Genomic DNA, 16,464 nt, shown 5'->3' with positions numbered 1-16,464 from the left:
CCTTTATGCGGCGGGCTTTTCAAGCCACCAGTTGCAGGGCGGTGTTGAGTGCTCGCTGTTTGATGACCGCTCCTTGGCCGAACCAGGCGGTGTCCATGCGGTACTCGTTGCTGCGAGCGCGGCGCTCGTGATCGACATACTCAGTGACCGCGTTGAGCAGACCCCAGGCCGTGCCCTTGGCCGCCTCTAGCTCCGCCCCTCGACCATGACCTTCATACAGGCTCAGCACCTTCGTTAAGGCCCGCTCATTTGAGACTCCGGTCCGCTCGGGGTTGCCCGTCTGCACTTCGCTTAACACGCTACGCAGAAAATCTTTGGCTTCACGGTCTTGGACTTTGCGTTCGGCGAGCATTCGCATGCGGTACATGAAGTCGTCCCATTGCGAGACGGCGATGCCCAATTGCTGCTTCACGGCCTGTGGATTGAAACGGGTGCTGTGCGGGACCTTGATCGCCTGGCTGGCGCCATTGACTGCAATGCTCAGGGTGTTATTGCAAACGACGCGAACGGTGGTTGGAGTCGCGGTGGTAGCCAGCGTCCCGTCGCAGGAAGTGGCCAGCAGTAAATAGCCATTGACCACGTCATTACCTTTGAGCACGACTGACTGTCCAGTTCGTGCCAAGGCCCAGAGTTTGCGTCCGCCTTTCAGGACGCCAGCAGTCTCCAGTTCATAACCAGAGCGTTCGGTCAGATCACGGTAAAACTCCAGGACCTCACGGGGTTGGACCACCTGGTAGCGTTTCGAGACGACGGACAGGGCTTCTTTGCTATCCGACCGGTAGAGCACCTTGTGTTCGGGAAACGAATGGATGGTGCCGAGATTTCCGATGGAGTCAGCCATAAAGCGCACGGGTGACTCTTGGATCTGCCAGTTCATTCCGGCTTCTTGTTGCCAGACTTCCAGCGGTTGCTTGGGCGAGAGCTGATTGCCCAGACCATGCCAGGGCGTGGCGCCAACGTAAGCCATTTGTTCGATGAGGTGTGCCATGGGGAGCTTCCTTTTTATAGGCGCACGGCGAGGCTGCTGAGGATTCAGCAGGGATCAGTCGGCGTGCGGGGTGTTGATCGAGAGGGGGAGAAGCGATGGATCAGATGGTGAATAGCGATTGCTTCAAGCGGGAGGTGAGCAGTTCAAGCGGAATGACGGCAACTAAACGACAGTCCGCAGTCGAGGCAGAGGTAATTGTCCAAAACCCGTTCATCGACGATCTCGCCGAGTTTTGCGCCAGCAATACAGCCGGTCGCCGCACCTGCTAGCCCGCCGAGAATGGCGCCGGCCATCCCGCCAACGGCGACCCCAGGAGGTCCGGCGATGACGCCGATAACAGCGCCAACCTCGGCCCCGGCCATTGCCCCGGTGACCCCTTGGGCGGCACCGCCGACGGTGCCGATGAGGGCACCGATTTTCTTGGCAACATCTTTGGTCATTACAGAAGCTGATTGGCAGCTTGGACACTGGATGGTCATGAGCGCTTTCCTTTTATAGAGAGATGAAGTCATTGCACGGGCATAGAGCCAGTCAGGCAAGCCGCCTACGCGGCTTGCCTGACTGATGAGCTATTGAGTCTTGGGTTGTGATGCTCAATGCGGGGGGGGGCAAATTCGTGATGTATGACTACGAATTTGTTGAGTGCGATTAGATTGGTGCCGAAATTTCGTAGCGTAGTGAGCTTAGGGGGGGCAGGTAACTGCCATTCCTACCGCGACCGGCTAATCAGAGCAGAATCAATATTTTTCAATCGATTACCTTCGCTAGATTTTATGTACTTAATTGTGTCAAAAAAACGCCTGTAACAATCTTAAATATTTAATATTTGACAAATTGACGCCATTGAAATGTCGTCATAGTATCGCCGCCGATTGATGGCACGTAGCCATCTGAAGGGATTCTGGCATGCGTGTTTCAACTCTCAGGATGGGTACCTTTTGGGCGCTGGCGTTGGTTGGTTTGGTCGCCTCATTCTCCGTGACTGCCGCCCCTACTCCCGGTGATACCGACCTGATCCGTGATCGCCAGGATCGCCTGCTCGAAGAGCAGCGTCGCCGTCTCGAAGAACTCAAGGAACTGCCCGGTAAAGCAGCGGCTCCCGTGGCGCCGATGGCCCCGGCCGATACCCGTTGTTTCCCGATCAAGAGCGTTGACCTGCAAGGGGCTGATGCCCTGTCCGCGGGCGAGCGCGAACGCCTGCTCAAGCCTTACATTGGCCAGTGCCTGGGTGTGCCGCAGCTTAACGAGCTGCTCAAGGTCATCACTGATCGCTATATCGAAAAAGGCCTGGTCACCAGCCGCGCCTACTTGCCGCAGCAGGACCTGTCCACGGGTAACCTGAAGGTGCTGGTGGTCGAAGGCAAGCTCGAAGGCCTGAAGGGCGCGGACGGCAGCGGTTTGTCCGACCGTGAACTGGCGATGAGTTTTCCGGGCAAGCCGGGCGAGTTGCTCAACCTGCGCGAGATCGAGCAGATGGTCGACCAACTGAACCGCCTGCCGTCGAACCAGGCGCAGATGGAGCTGGCTCCGGGCAAGGAAGTCGGTGGCAGCGAGGTGTTGGTCAAGAACACCCCGCAGAAGCCTTGGCGGGCCGGGCTTTCCTACGGCAACGATGGTCAGCGAAGCACCGGTGAGCAACAGGCCGGGACGACCTTCGATTGGGACAGCCCGTTGGGCTTGGCCGATCAGTTTTCCTTGCGTGCCGGTCATGATGTGGTCAGCGACCAAACGAAGAACTCGCGCAATGCCATGCTCTATTACAACCTGCCGTTCGGCTGGTGGAACCTGAGCTACACCTACAGCGAAAGCGACTATCGTACCCAGCAGCAGGCCAGCGGCTTCAACTTCGAGTCGACCGGCGATAGCCAGAACCACCAGGTGAAACTGGAGCGGGTGATCTACCGCGATGCCCTGAGCAAGACCTCGCTCAATACCGGCCTGACCTACCTGCGCACCAACAACTTTATTGAAAAGAGCAAGCTGGCCGACAGCAGCAACCGCCTGAGCGAAGCACAGTTCGGCATCACCCATGGTCGGCGGATCGGCAGTGCCTTCGTCAACCTTGACCTGGGGATGCAGGACGGTATCAGTGCTTTCGATGCCCAGGACAATGGGCCGAATTTCAGGCAGGGACTGGCCGATGCCCGTTATCGCAAATACACCGCCACGGTCAGCTACCTGCAACCGTTCAAGCTATGGGGCGAGTCATTCAGCTTCAGCAGTCTGATGACCGGTCAGCGCAGCGACGACGTGTTGTTCAGCTCGCAGCGCATGAGCCTGGGGGGGCAGTCGTCCATTCGTGGCTACAAGGATCAGACCTTGTCCGGCGACAGCGGCGGTTACTGGCGCAATGACCTGCGCTGGAGCAGGCCGGTGACCTGGGCATGGCTGCAGCCGCTGCTCTCCGAGTACGGCACCAGTGTCGGTTACGACCAGGGCGTGATTCGTCATGGCCGCTACAGCGCCGAACAGCACGGGCGCATGACCAGCGACTCGATCGAGCTGTTTGCCCGGGGCAAGCATGTCGCCGCCACCGTGACGTTCGCCAACTCCCTGGAACGACCCGCGCCGATCACCGAGCGTGAAGCGCCGATCTATTTTCGCCTGGATTTCTTCCTCTAATTCCATTCACTGCACGCGTTGCATCGAGATCCCGACATGGACGTTCGTCAGTTTGCCTTCCTGGCCCGCCAGCCTTCTGCTGCTCTGAAAAACCGTGAGCATTTTTGGGGACTCCCCAAGCGCGGGTTGGCGTTCATTCTGGCGAACGCGATGTTCTGGCAGCCGTTGCTGGCCCAGGCGGATGGGATCGTGGTCAATGCGCCGGGCACCACGCTCGGTCAGGCGGGCAATGGCGTGCCCATCGTCAATATCGCCGCGCCGAATGCCCAGGGGCTGTCGCACAACCAGTTCAGCGACTACAACGTCGGGGCCAACGGGGTCATCCTCAACAACTCAACGAATAGGACCCAGTCGACGCAACTGGGCGGGATCATTCTCGGCAACCCGAATTTCAGCGGCGCGGCGGCCAGCGTCATTCTCAATGAAGTGAATGGCGGTAGCCCGAGCCAGTTGCGCGGCTACACCGAGGTGGCGGGGCAGTCGGCCCACGTCATTGTTGCCAACCCCTATGGCATCAGCTGTAACGGCTGTGGCTTTATCAACACGCCACAGGCCACGCTGACCACCGGCAAGGCCGTCATCACAAACGGTCAGGTCACGGGTTATCAGGTCGACCAGGGCAGCGTGTCTATCGATGGTGCAGGGCTCAATGCCGGTAACATCGACCAGTTTGAAATCATCACCCGCGCCGCCACGATCAATGCGCAGATCAATGCCCAGAAGCTGGCGATTATTGCCGGTGCCAACGATGTCGATGCCAAAACACTCCAGGCCACTGCGCGTGCGGCAGACCCAACCAGCGTGCCGCAACTGGCAATTGACTCCTCGGCACTGGGTGGGATGTACGCCGGCGCCATCAAGCTGGTGGGCACCGAAGCCGGGGTAGGGGTAAAACTGGCCGGTAATCTGGCGGCCAGCGGTGGTGATATCCAGCTCGATGCCAATGGCCAACTGAGCATGGTCCAGGCCACCGCCAGTGGCGCCGTCAATGTGAAGGCGGCCAGCCTTGATGCCCAAGGTCCGGTTTACGCCGGCAGCACCTTGAGCGTGCAGACCACAGGTGATCTGAACAGCCAGAACAATCTGGCGGCCAGGGACAACATCACCCTCAACAGCGGCGGTCAGCTGACCAACCACGGCATCATCGAAGCCGGGGTCAATGCCGATAACACGCGCAATAGCACGGGGGATGTCAGCGTTACGGCGCAGAACGTCGTCAACACCGGGCAGAGCGTGATTGCCAGCCGCGATCTGATGGTGACCGCCACGCAGACCTTGGGTAACCAGGGCGGCACCTTGAGTGGGCAGCGGCAAACTACCGTCACCGCTGGAACCCTCGACAACCAGAACAAGGGTCGTGTACTGAGTGCCGGGCAACTGAATCTGACCGTTGATACGGCGCTCAATGGCCTGGGCGGTCTGATCAACAGTTCGACCGCGCTCACGGCCGCCTTGGGTCACCTGGTCAACAGTAACGGTCAACTCAGCACTGACGGTACCCTCAACCTGACGGCCGGCAATCTTGAAAATGCGGCTGGCACGATCTCCAGCAAGGGCGATCTTTCCGGCACGGTCCAGACGTTCGGCAACCAGGCGGGTGTGCTGGTCAGTCAAGGCAATCTGAGCCTGAGCGGCGATAGCCTCGACAATACACACGCCGGCCTGATCGGCGGCGTCAAAGGCACCACCCTCACCGTCGGACAGATCGATAACCGGGGTGGCGAGCTGTCCAGCACCCAGGCCGTGACCCTGGTGGGTCAACAACTCAACAACGACGACAACGGCAAGGTCCTGGCCGACACCGATCTGCACGTGAATGTCGCGGCGGTCACCAACCGCAATGGCGGTCAACTGCTCGGCAAGACGGGCACCACCACACTCAGTGGCAGCAGCCTGGACAACGGCGGCGGCACGCTCAGCGGCAAATCGGCGTTGGTCATGACCTTGGACGGTGCCCTGACCAACCTTCAGGGTTTGATCGCCAGTGACGGCAGCCTGAGTGTCAATGTCGGCAGCCTCGACAACAGCAGCGGCAATCTCTCCAGTGGCACGGCCCTGACAGTGACCAGCAACGGGGCGGTGGTCAACCAGGGCGGCACGATCGCAACTGACGCCACCCTGGGGCTCACCAGCGCCAGCCTCGACAACAGCCAGGGCGGCGTGCTGACCGGCAAGGGTGCAACCCGGGTCACGACTGGTACTTTCGATAACAGCCACGGCGGTCGTTTAAGCAGCAACGACACCCTGAATCTGAATGCAGGGCAGGTCACCAACCAGGACGGCGGCAGCATTGCCAGCAGCCACGCCTTGACCGCCAGTGTCACTGGCCTGGACCAGCAAGGCGGCCAGCTCTTCAGCACCAGCGCCCTGACCCTGGACCTCAATCACGGCCAACTGAACAACCAGGGTGGCTATATCAACGCACCCTTGCTGGTGCTGAACAACCTCAAGGGCGTGAACAACCAGGGCGGTGAAATCTCCAGCGCCCAGGCCTACACCTTTGCCGCCGAAAGTCTGGACAACGACAACGGCAAGCTGCTGAGCAGCCAGGCCCTGACCTTGCGCATCGACCAGACCCTCAGCTCCATCAAGGGCATGATCGCGGCGGCTTCGGTGGATGCGCACGCCGGTAGTCTGGATAACAGCGGCGGTACGCTCACCAGCCTCAATCAGTTGGGGCTGACGGTCGATGGTCAGCTCACCAACCAGAATCAAGGGCTGATCAACGCCACCAGTGGCCTGACGATCAACAGCGCTGGGATCAACAACCAGGGCGGTAGCTTGCTGGGCAGCGCCATTGCCGTCGATTTCGGTGCGGCAACGGGCGATCTGAACAACGCCGCCGGCCAGATCACCACGGCTGGCAACCTGACGATCAATCACCTGCGGGACCTGAATAACCAGGGCGGTACGCTCACCAGTACGCAGAGCCTCAACCTGACAGCGCGGACCCTGGATAACAGCAACGGCGGCCAACTGATCAGCAATAACCTGCTGAGCCTGACCGCCACCGATCTGATCAATCAGAACGCTGGCCTGCTTTCCGGTTGGCAGGGCGTGACACTCGCTGGCAGCAGCCTGGATAACCGCAATAACGGCACGGTTTCCAGTCGTAGCGGCAACGTCGGTGTGACGCTGAGCGGCGCTTTGCTCAACAGCAACGCCGGCGCACTGGCCAGCCAGCAAACCTTGACGGTCAACGCGGGCAGTATCGACAACAGCAACAAGGGCATTCTTTCCAGCGGGGCGGGGCAATCGCTGACCGTCAGTGGTCTGCTGAACAACGCCCAGGGCGGTTTGATCGACAGCGGCGCGGCCCTGACCCTGAACGCCATGGCGTTGACCAGCAGCGGCACGATCAACGCCCAGCAAGCCCTGACCTTCACCGGCACCGATCTCGATAACAGCAACGGCACGCTTAGCGGTGGTGCTGCTGTCACCCTGGATCTGTTGGGCACGCTGACCAACACTAACGGTAAGCTCTCTGCCGTCGGCCCGCTTCTGGTTCAGCGTTCTGCCCAGATCAATAACCAGGGCGGCCAACTCTCCAGTCAGGGTCTGTTGACCTTGCTCACTGGCGGTCTGGATAACAGCAACAACGGCACCATTGGCTCCGCTGACAAGCTGCTGATCACTTCGACCGGAGCGGTACAGAACGGCAACGGTGGCCTGATCGCCAGCCGCAACGCCGACCTGCAACTGAGCGCTGCCAGCCTCGGTAATGGCATGGGCTCGCTGCAAGGTCAGGGCGCGGTCAACCTCGATGTCAGCGGCGATATCGACAACCAGAGCGGCAAGGTCATTGCCCAGTCAGGTGACCTGACCCTCAACGCGGCGAACATCGACAGCCGTGGCGGCCTGCTGTCCAGCATCGCGGGGGCGCTGCAGGCTCGTGTTGTCGGCGTGCTGAAAAATGGCTACGACCTCAACAACAACAGCCAGGGCGGTCAGATTCAGGCTCAGCGTCTGGATCTGCAAGCCTGGGGGGGTATCGACAATAATGGCGGGCACCTCACCGCGCAAACCGGCGATACCCTGATCGCCACCGGAGCGGGTGACTTCGATAACCGCAACGGTGGCGTCTATGCCAAGGGCTTGGTCCAGGTCACGGGCCATAACTTCGACAACAGCGGTGACACCGACGGGCAGATCGGCGGACAGCAGATTGCCCTCACGCTGGGCGGTGCCCTGAATAACCGCCTGGGCATTATTGAAAGTGGCAGCACATTGGCGATTACCGCCGCGAGCCTGGATAACCAGACCGGTCAGTTGCGTGCGCTGGGCGGCAGCGGCAAGACCGAGTTCCAGATTGGCGGCCTGTTCGACAACAGCAACGGCAAGCTGGAAACCGCCAACAGCGACCTGACCCTGGGCGTTGGCAGCTTCCTGAACCAGGGCGGCAGTGTGCTGCATACCGGTACCGGTACGTTCGATACCGCCACGGCCAACATTACCAACGCGGGCGGCAGCTTTGTCACAAGTGGTGGCCTGACCCTCACCGCCGACAACTGGACCAACAGTAGCGTGATCCAGGCCGGTCGGTTGACGGTAAACGTCAATACCCTCAACCAGACCGCAGGTGGTCAACTGCTCGCGTCTACCAGCCTGATCGGCACGGGTGGCAACTGGAGCAACGACGGTCTGATCGCCAGTGACGGTACGGCCAGCCTGAATCTGAGTGGCAGCTACGGGGGTAATGGGCGTTACACCAGCTTGAGTACCCTGGGCCTGAGTGCGGCACAGGTGAATCTGAGCAGCAGCGCTAGCATTGCCGGTGGTGGTGATACGACCCTCAATGCCGGTGGTCAACTGAGCAACTATGGGCGGCTGACTTCTGCGGCGGGCATGAGTATTACCGCAGGAACAATCAATAACTATGGAACCCTGGGCAGTGCCCAAAAGCTTTCGCTGAATACGCCAACGTTACTGAATGATCAAGGCCTGATCTTCAGCGGTTCGGATATGGATATAAAGGTCAATGACTTCACCAACCAGAATGCTGCGCTCTACAGTCTGGGGAGCTTGGCTATTTCTGGCGTTCAAGGTGGCAAAGCTAATAATGTCATTAACTTTTCTTCGTCGATGCAGGTAGAGGGTGACTTCTCGCTGGCGTCAGCAGTATTTGAGAATACTCGCAAGGCGACTGTTGGCAAGGAAACGCTTTTATCGGGTGATATCACAGTTGACTGTGGTGATGGCGACTGCTTCACTCTGCATTACCATGTTGATGAAAATTACGTATCTGAGTCCTCTTTTGAAGGGCCGGCAGCTACTGTATCGGTAACTGGGAATCTAACAGGTGATGTAGGACGTTTTACGAATTTCGCTTCAAGTGTTGCAGTGGGTAAAAACTTAACATTGAATGCTGACTCGTTTGAAAATCAGTCGGTCAGTTCTGGAGAGTTTACCCGCTCTAGGATGTATGTGGCAGGGTCGTATGGAAATAATGATGCTCTGAACTACTTGTTTGAGCACTTGGCTTTCGGCGCGGGTGATCCTTCACCGGATGGGATCGATGCGCTGTATGTCTATGCAAATAGAAATTCGAAATATTGGCATCAATACACTACTAATGGCTGTACTGCTGATGGTGGTGAGTGCGGCCCTTGGCTTATGGATATCGGTAATCAAACTATTTTTAGATCAAACGCTCTATTTGGTATTGGGCCTGAGGTCGCACTGCCTGCTGCCATCGCCGCTTATACGTTGATCAGTGATGTCAAACAATATCAAACGGGCAGTTCCGTAGCCTCGGTGATTCAAGCGGGCGGAACAGTAGTCATCAATGCGACAAATTCCATTCAAAATGGCGATTTGAGGAGCTTTGCCGCATTTTCTGATCAAGCTGGGAATCAACAAGATACAGCGGTCAGCCGAAACACGGCTGTTGCCGAAATTCATCTCAATGCCCAGCTGTCGCCGGATTTGGCCAAACAACAGGTCAATCCCACGTCGCTGCCAGATTTCGCATTGCCAACAGGTCAGAACGGCCTGTTCCGTCTGAGCGGGCAGGGCAGTGGCACCACCACCAGCAACGCTCCTACCTGGAGTGTTGGCGGCTCGATCATCAATACAACCCAGCGGCAATCTACCCCGGGTGATCTTGCGGCTCCTGCTCAGATCACCGTCGCGGATAGCCCTCAGTCCCTTGCCCGAGTACAAGGCTTACCCGACAACTCAGCCCGGACCAACCCACAGAAATACCTGATCGAAACCAACCCGGCGCTGACCGACCTCAAGCAGTTCATGAGTTCGGACTACCTGTTGTCCAACCTGGGCTACAACCCGGATGACAGCGCCAAGCGCCTGGGTGACGGGCTCTACGAACAACGCTTGATCGACCAGGCGGTGGTTGCTCGAACCGGTCAACGCTTCATCGACGGTCAAACCTCGGACGATGCCCAGTTTAAATACCTGATGGACAATGCCATCAGCAGCCAGAAGCAGCTCAACCTCAGCTACGGTGTCGGCCTCACCAATGAGCAGGTAGCGGCCCTGACTCACGATATCGTCTGGATGGAAAAGCAGGTAGTGAACGGCGAAGAGGTCATGGTGCCGGTGCTCTACCTGGCTCAGGCCAACAATCGTCTGGCTCCTAACGGCGCCTTGATCGAGGGCAACGATGTCAGCCTTATTGCCGGCCAGGACCTCAGTAATAGCGGCACCCTGCATGCCGACAACACCTTGTCTGCTGTGGCCGGCAACGATCTGGTCAACAGCGGACTGACTCAGGCCTACACACGTCTCGACCTCCTCGCCGGCAACAACCTGACAAACAAGGCGGGCGGCATCATTGCCGGACGTGACGTTAGTTTGACAGCGGTCTCGGGTGATGTGACCAACGAACGCAGCATCACTACCTATGGGGGTAGTGTTGACTCCTACAGCAGTAGTACCGATGTCGTCGACAGCGCTGCACGCATCGAAGCGGCCAACAGCTTGAGCATCAGTGCCGGACGAGACGTCAACAACACTGGCGGTGTGCTGCAAAGTGGTTTGGATACGGTGATCAAGGCTGGGCGCGACGTCAATCTGACTTCCGCGACTGCTACGAATGACGTCCGCATTGATTCTGCCCATAGCGAGACCGTCAACCAATACACGGGCAGCGTTGAAAGCGGACGCGATCTGAGTCTTACGGCTGGGCGCGACGTTGCTGTGATTGCGAGCCAACTCGACGCCAAGCGCGATGTCACGATGACTGCCGCGCAAAGTCTGGTCTTGGCTTCGGCGGCGAACGAAAGTCACTCCTATTCCAAGACTTCCCACGTCACTCAGCAACAGGACCACGTTGCTCAGGTGGCGACCAGCGTCAATGCCGGAGGTGATGTAAGACTTAGCTCCGGCCAGGACATGGCGCTTGTCTCCAGCAAGGTCAATGCAGGCAACGACGCCTATCTGGTGGCCGGTGGAAAACTCAATGTACTGGCCGCGCAAAACACCGACTACTCGCTGTACGACAAGAAGAGCAGCGGTGGTTTGTTGGGCGGCGGCAGCTCCCGGCATGACGAGGTCACTCAGGTCACCAACGTCGGCAGTGAGGTCAAGGCCGGTGGTGATATCGGTCTGATCAGCGGCAGCGACCAGCGTTACCAGGTCGCCAAGCTGGACAGCAATAAGGACCTGACCTTACAGAGCGGCGGAAGTATCACCTTCGAAGGTGTGAAGGATCTGCACAAGGAGGACCACAGCAAGAGTGATAACGGCTTTGCCTGGACCAGCATGAGCGGTCGCGGCAGTACCGACGAAACCCTGCAGCAGACGCAGATGTCGGCTAAGGGCCAGTTGGTGATCAAGGCTGTCGATGGGCTGCATATCGACGTCAAGCAGATCAATGAACAGACGGTGAGCCAGGCCATTGATGCAATGGTCCAGGCCGACCCGCAACTGGCCTGGCTCAAGGATGCTGAGAAGCGCGGGGATGTCGACTGGAGGCAGATCAAGGAGTTGCACGACTCCTACAGCTACAGCCATTCCGGCCTGGGGGCTGGAGCGATGTTGGTGATTATGATCATTGTCACGGTGCTGACGGCGGGGGCGGCGAGTAGTGCAATAGGTTCGATGGCTGAAGCAGGCGTAGGTAGTGGCTCCGCAATGGCGGCGGGTGGCAGCGAAGCCATGATGGCTGCGGGTACGGCGGTCGGGACGGAATCTGCGGGTTGGGCCAACGTTGCATTGACCGCCAGTGCTATGTCCATGGCCAGCACGGGGGTGGTTAGCGTCATTAACAACCAAGGGAATCTGGGTGCTGCACTGAGTGACACCTTCAGCGCCAGCAGCCTGAAAAATGCCGCGATAAGCGGGCTGGCGGCTGGCGCCATAAGCTACGCCGACAGTACTTGGTTCAAGCCAGTGGCAGGTGCAACCAGCGGTGGTTCTCAGGTCACGACATTGGGACCGGTCCAGAATCCGGGTTACACCAGCCAGATGCTGACTTGGAGCAACGCGGCTGATACTGCTTTGCGCAGCGGCGCGAATGCGGTAATCAGCAGTGGAATCTCGACGGCCATCAATGGCGGCAGCTTTGGCAGCAACCTGGGTAGCGCGTTGATCAACGAGGGCATCGATCTTGGTGCTGCGGCTGGTAACAGAGGTGTGGGTGATCTGGCCCAAGTCCTAGGTGTAGATCCGGGCACCGCGACGACGATGATGCTCCACTCCATGTTGGGTGGGCTGATCTCGGTTGCCAAGGGGCAGGATTTCACTAGCGGGGCGATTGCGGGGGGTGTTGCTGAAGGGCTGACACCTATTGCCAATGGGCTGTTGGCGCAATACGTCAGCGATCAATTTGCAGCCGGTGACCTGAGCCAGCAGGGGAGTCAGGACAAGATTGCGACTGCCCAGATTATCGGGCTGCTTTCCGCGTCTTTGGCCGGTGGTGATGCGGCTACGGGGAGCATGATTGGTGGGTATGGGGAGAAGTATAACGAGCAACAGCACCTGCAGAAGATGATGGCTACTGCGGCAGCACTTCGGAAACTTTTCCCCAAGAGCACAGGTGGAAATCTCGAAGGCGACATTGCGGCGCAGGATCCTACCAACCAATCAGATAGCATGGGAATGCCGATCAGCGGATCATCGTCGACGAATCCTCCGAATCAGACTACGTTGATGCTTGCGGCCCTCACGGGAGGAGTGGCGGGTAGGTTTGGTGCATCATTAGCCATTTCACTGGAGGAAGCCCTTGCCTCGCTGCCTAGTATAGAAAGGGTGTTCAGTATCAGTGAGAATACCACCCCGGAAGGAACGGCCGGGACGCCCAAAATCGTTACTAATGTGGTGCCTGAGGGGGAGGCGGTTGACGAAGCTGCAGGTGCAAAAGGCATTCCAAGCATAAGCCGGAGTACCGAAATAACGGAGCTGTTTAGCTCTTCCAGTACTAGGAGCGGTATTCAAATTGGAGATCGTTCGCTCATTGAGGTTCCAAACACAGGAAATGCAAAAATATTTTCTGGTGCAACAGATGTGGAGGTTAAGCAGTATTTTTCGGAATTGACAGGCTCGACTGACTTGCCTTCTCCTCGTACTATTCCTGGAAAAGGGGATATATATGTTGTTAATACACCTGAAGGAAATTTCACGCTTCGGAATTTTTCCTCTTCATCTGGCCAGACTGGCCCAGCCTGGACTATTGATGTGCCTAAAGCAGCCACAGGCACAACGTATAATCCAGAAATAAAATTCCTGATTGGAAATCCATAATGAATGTAAAATTTATTGACAAGATAGTGCGTGATTCATTTGGTCTGTGGATATCCGCTCTGTTTAGTGCCATTGGCTCATGGAATCCTGAACTATCGTTTCCGCAGCAAAAAGATGCTTTTTTTTCTGTGATCGAATACCTGCTTATTACAGGAAAAATAAAATTTATCGCGCCAAATGCGGACTGTTATATTTCTTCGGATAATCCGCACCCAAAATTTTCGATTAATGATGAAGCGGCTCACTGGAGGTTGGATGCGACGCAGATCGTGTCTTACTTGAAAGATAAGTGGCCGGAAGGTGTTGTGAGTGAGGGTGACGAGGCACTCACACTGTATTTTTATGAAGTGCCGGGCATAATTTGGGTAGACGAAAACGGCTGTTTGTTTGCTTCATAAGGTGTTGGTGCAAAAGCAACGGATGGGACTACTAGCTCTGGAGCGGAAAATGCCCTCAACGCAGGCAATCTTCGTGCGCAGTTAACAGCTGACGAAATAGCTGACGGTCATGCATTCGAAAAGCACGTGATTCAGCAAGGTGAGTATAAGGACCTTGGAATAACTACTCGTGAAGAATTTTCGAATCATATTGAAGAAGTTGTGAACAATCCCACTTCGTTTCGCGAGCTGAGCGGAGGAAGGACTGCCTATTGGGATGATGCCAGTGGCACCGTTGTTATCAGGAACCCCAAAGCTGCTGATGGTGGCACAGCGTTTCGCCCTACAAGTGGGCGTACATATTTTGATAATTTGAGGTAGTAATAATGGAAATCATTGAGTCCGAAACTAATCAGGCAAGCATCAATATTACACGTGATGAGCTTTTGGTTATTAATGCTGCTTTGAACGAAGTGTGCAATGGGATAGAGGTTTTTGAGTTTGAGACTCGTATTGGCGTTGACAAAGCATGTGCTTTGGGGGTTCTAGGCGAGGTTGGGCGATTGCTTGATAGAATGGACGCGTGAAATAATTTTATGGTGCAAAATGACCAAGCGGTGCGTTGGATGATGTTGCTGCTGCCCGGCCAACGCCCAAGCAGTCCGAGATAGATTTTGGAGCTGACCTTGGCCAAGAAGCCAGACCACAAGTCAGTTACAAAAATGGACAAGAAGTACCTTACGGAACATCGGGCAGTGTTCGCCCTGACTGGTGTATTGGTGACGTGTGCAGTGTTGAGGTGAAAAACTACAACATTGCGACGAATCAGCAGGGGTTGATCAGTAATATTTCCAAACAAGCGCTGCAGCGTGCGGAGAATTTACCGCAAGGTATTCAGCAGCAAGTGGTTATTGATATTCGTGGTCAAGCTGTAACGGATGCACAGAAAAATGCAGTGATTAAAGGCATTGTGCAGAAATCAAACGGCGCAATCGGGCCTGCTGACATAAGGTTTAGAGCTGAATGAGGAAGGTCGGGTTTGATGGGGGGCATACGGTATACGAATTGGGGCCCGTATCGGATGTTGTATTGTTTTTCGAGTGCCTCAATGCTTTCGTAGTGAGTAAGTATTTAGATCAGGATTGGAGTTTGTTATCGGATCGGCTTTATAAGAGCTGTTTGCGGCAAGACGAACTAGAAAAGTCTTTCGCATTGATGGAAAAAGCAAAGAGCATATTTTTCACGCTGCCAAGCTCCTCCGTTGAGTGGGATGAGGATATGCAGGCTGATCGTGATAGAACATGGCTGGACTCTAGGGCGGATACCTTGGGGGATGTTTTTTTTAGGTATTTTGACTTGTTCTCAAAGGCTAAGGATTCGGCTGTTTCATTTTTGGATGAATTTGGGATTTATCAGCCTCTCAGAATTTTAGCTTGTGACATACCTGCTTTAATGATCGAGAAAAAGAGGCCGCTCAATGAATACGATGCGCTTGGGTTAAGTGATTTACCATTTTGGCTTCGTTGAGCGGACTGTTTATTCAAGATAATATCTCACCCACACTGGCCTCGCTCCGGTGTTGTTTTATCTGCTTTAGCCTTTCTTCTTAGCTGCTCGCTTGGTTATTACTGCTTGTTCCCATAATCCGCGATGCCTGATACTTGAGAATCGATGCCATCGAGCAGTGCCTTGATAACCGATTTCTCGGCTTCGGGCATATGACTGACGGCCTCGAAGCGCAGGCGTAAATCGTCGGACGGCCCGCGTTCCCCTTTGGCGAACACCAAATCATCCAGACTGATGTGTAGCGCCTGAGCAAGCCGGATCAGGGCTTCCAGGCTCTGTAAGAAAACCTTCGTAACCCATTCAAGCGTAAGCGCTCCATGAAGACCACTACAGACACTGTTGGTCAGCATAAGCTGTATGGATGAGTAAAAAAGAACTAACTTTTTCAAAAAGGAACCAACTCTCGGAGAGGGCGTGCCAGGCAGCGCCCCTTTGCGTCCTACGATAGAGGCTGCGTCACGACGCGATTCGGTACTGACGGGGAGGGTATGGATGTACATTTCGGCCCACCGTAACAGCCCCTTTCTCTAGCGCATGACCGAAATGTGCAGTTAGCCCCTCGGCCTGCCCGTTGCGCTGCCATAAGACGACATGCTTTGTATGCCCTGGCCCGTAAGCCGCTACTGTTTCATCTGATTCTGCTGTCAGAGGTGATGGGTAGGGATTTGCTGTAAAAGTTCTACCGAAGCACGAGTAATTTCCTGTCCGAGGGTATCCCTTTAGACTGGCTCCATCGCGCATCAACGCAGCCTGGAAATTATGAAATGACAGAAAATAGCTCTACCCATCCTAGGGTTTTACGGCTCAAACAGGTGCTGGATCGTGTGGGGCTGTCACGCTCAACGATCTATGACCGAATGAATCCAGCTTCACCGCGCTACGACAGCTCCTTTCCTAAACCGATGAAAATTGGTAGTTCGGCCGTTGGTTGGCTGGAGTCGAGTATTAGCAAGTGGATTGAGTCTAAGCTTGATAGCCTTTAGAAGGGCTGCGAAAAAAAGCTCAAAGATAGTCTCGTAAAAATATAATCGTTTTGTGTGCTAACTTATAAGAAATGAATGGGCTGGTTTGGCCTCAATTCAGGTTGCCTATTGCCTTTTGGTTGGTGGCTTTTCTGGTAAAAAGGAAGTTGGTGAGTATTGGTTTATATGTTATTAGAATTAGATGATTGTTATCAGGTGGTTGGGTAGGCAATTGGATGATTAGACG

10 protein-coding genes are annotated in these 16,464 nt (G+C 56.0%); 7 read left to right on the top strand and 3 right to left on the bottom strand.

The genetic code is table 11. The annotated features are described in order from the left end of the window. Positions 1 to 19 precede the first annotated feature (19 nt). Positions 20 to 988, bottom strand: a complete 969-nt coding sequence (locus tag PFEN_RS08250; protein ID WP_191486374.1) for a DUF932 domain-containing protein — start codon at positions 986 to 988, stop codon at positions 20 to 22. 143 nt (positions 989 to 1,131) lie between these two features. Continuing rightward, a complete protein-coding gene (locus tag PFEN_RS08245) occupies positions 1,132 to 1,467 on the bottom strand; it encodes a hypothetical protein (protein WP_191486373.1) in 336 nt (111 codons plus the stop codon). Positions 1,468 to 1,915: 448 nt separating this feature from the next. On the opposite strand from PFEN_RS08245, the gene PFEN_RS08240 reads away from it, so the two are divergent. The 6 genes from PFEN_RS08240 (at position 1,916) to PFEN_RS08215 (ending at position 15,216) form a co-directional block, all read left to right on the top strand. Beyond that, positions 1,916 to 3,610 (top strand): ShlB/FhaC/HecB family hemolysin secretion/activation protein, encoded by a 1,695-nt coding sequence (locus PFEN_RS08240; RefSeq protein WP_191486435.1) that lies wholly within the window; start codon positions 1,916 to 1,918, stop codon positions 3,608 to 3,610. Positions 3,611 to 3,646: 36 nt separating this feature from the next. After that, positions 3,647 to 13,312, top strand: coding sequence for a filamentous hemagglutinin N-terminal domain-containing protein (locus PFEN_RS08235; RefSeq protein WP_191486372.1), 9,666 nt, complete (start codon positions 3,647 to 3,649; stop codon positions 13,310 to 13,312). Continuing rightward, on the top strand, positions 13,312 to 13,710 hold the full coding sequence (locus PFEN_RS08230) for a hypothetical protein (RefSeq protein ID WP_191486371.1): 399 nt from the start codon (positions 13,312 to 13,314) through the stop codon (positions 13,708 to 13,710). Before PFEN_RS08235 ends, PFEN_RS08230 begins: the two co-directional genes overlap by 1 nt. A 365-nt stretch (positions 13,711 to 14,075) precedes the next feature. Continuing rightward, positions 14,076 to 14,276, top strand: coding sequence for a hypothetical protein (locus PFEN_RS08225; protein WP_191486370.1), 201 nt, complete (start codon positions 14,076 to 14,078; stop codon positions 14,274 to 14,276). A gap of 35 nt (positions 14,277 to 14,311) precedes the next feature. Next, positions 14,312 to 14,716 carry an adhesin gene (locus PFEN_RS08220; RefSeq protein WP_191486369.1) on the top strand — a complete coding sequence of 135 codons (405 nt, stop codon included), beginning with the start codon at positions 14,312 to 14,314 and terminating at the stop codon, positions 14,714 to 14,716. A gap of 92 nt (positions 14,717 to 14,808) precedes the next feature. Next, positions 14,809 to 15,216, top strand: coding sequence for a hypothetical protein (locus PFEN_RS08215; protein ID WP_224770917.1), 408 nt, complete (start codon positions 14,809 to 14,811; stop codon positions 15,214 to 15,216). 98 nt (positions 15,217 to 15,314) lie between these two features. Here PFEN_RS08215 and PFEN_RS08210 read toward each other — a convergent pair whose 3' ends face one another. Further along, positions 15,315 to 15,755 carry a hypothetical protein gene (locus PFEN_RS08210; protein WP_191486367.1) on the bottom strand — a complete coding sequence of 147 codons (441 nt, stop codon included), beginning with the start codon at positions 15,753 to 15,755 and terminating at the stop codon, positions 15,315 to 15,317. A gap of 264 nt (positions 15,756 to 16,019) precedes the next feature. On the opposite strand from PFEN_RS08210, the gene PFEN_RS08205 reads away from it, so the two are divergent. After that, on the top strand, positions 16,020 to 16,238 hold the full coding sequence (locus tag PFEN_RS08205; protein ID WP_191486366.1) for a helix-turn-helix transcriptional regulator: 219 nt from the start codon (positions 16,020 to 16,022) through the stop codon (positions 16,236 to 16,238). The last annotated feature ends 226 nt before the right edge of the window (positions 16,239 to 16,464 follow it).

This window comes from Pseudomonas sp. FEN (assembly GCF_904067045.1).
GTDB lineage: Bacteria > Pseudomonadota > Gammaproteobacteria > Pseudomonadales > Pseudomonadaceae > Aquipseudomonas.
Note: the sequence above shows the minus strand (reverse complement) of the source record. Positions and strands in the feature narration are given on the sequence as shown.

Excerpts from the sequence above, each read along its gene's own strand:
- PFEN_RS08250 (WP_191486374.1), bottom strand. The coding sequence starts at position 988 with ATGGCACACCTCATCGAACAAATGGCTTACGTTGGCGCCACGCCCTGG.
- PFEN_RS08245 (WP_191486373.1), bottom strand. The coding sequence starts at position 1,467 with ATGACCATCCAGTGTCCAAGCTGCCAATCAGCTTCTGTAATGACCAAA.
- PFEN_RS08240 (WP_191486435.1), top strand. The coding sequence starts at position 1,916 with ATGGGTACCTTTTGGGCGCTGGCGTTGGTTGGTTTGGTCGCCTCATTC.
- PFEN_RS08235 (WP_191486372.1), top strand. The coding sequence starts at position 3,647 with ATGGACGTTCGTCAGTTTGCCTTCCTGGCCCGCCAGCCTTCTGCTGCT.
- PFEN_RS08230 (WP_191486371.1), top strand. The coding sequence starts at position 13,312 with ATGAATGTAAAATTTATTGACAAGATAGTGCGTGATTCATTTGGTCTG.
- PFEN_RS08225 (WP_191486370.1), top strand. The coding sequence starts at position 14,076 with ATGGAAATCATTGAGTCCGAAACTAATCAGGCAAGCATCAATATTACA.
- PFEN_RS08210 (WP_191486367.1), bottom strand. The coding sequence starts at position 15,755 with ATGTACATCCATACCCTCCCCGTCAGTACCGAATCGCGTCGTGACGCA.
- PFEN_RS08205 (WP_191486366.1), top strand. The coding sequence starts at position 16,020 with ATGACAGAAAATAGCTCTACCCATCCTAGGGTTTTACGGCTCAAACAG.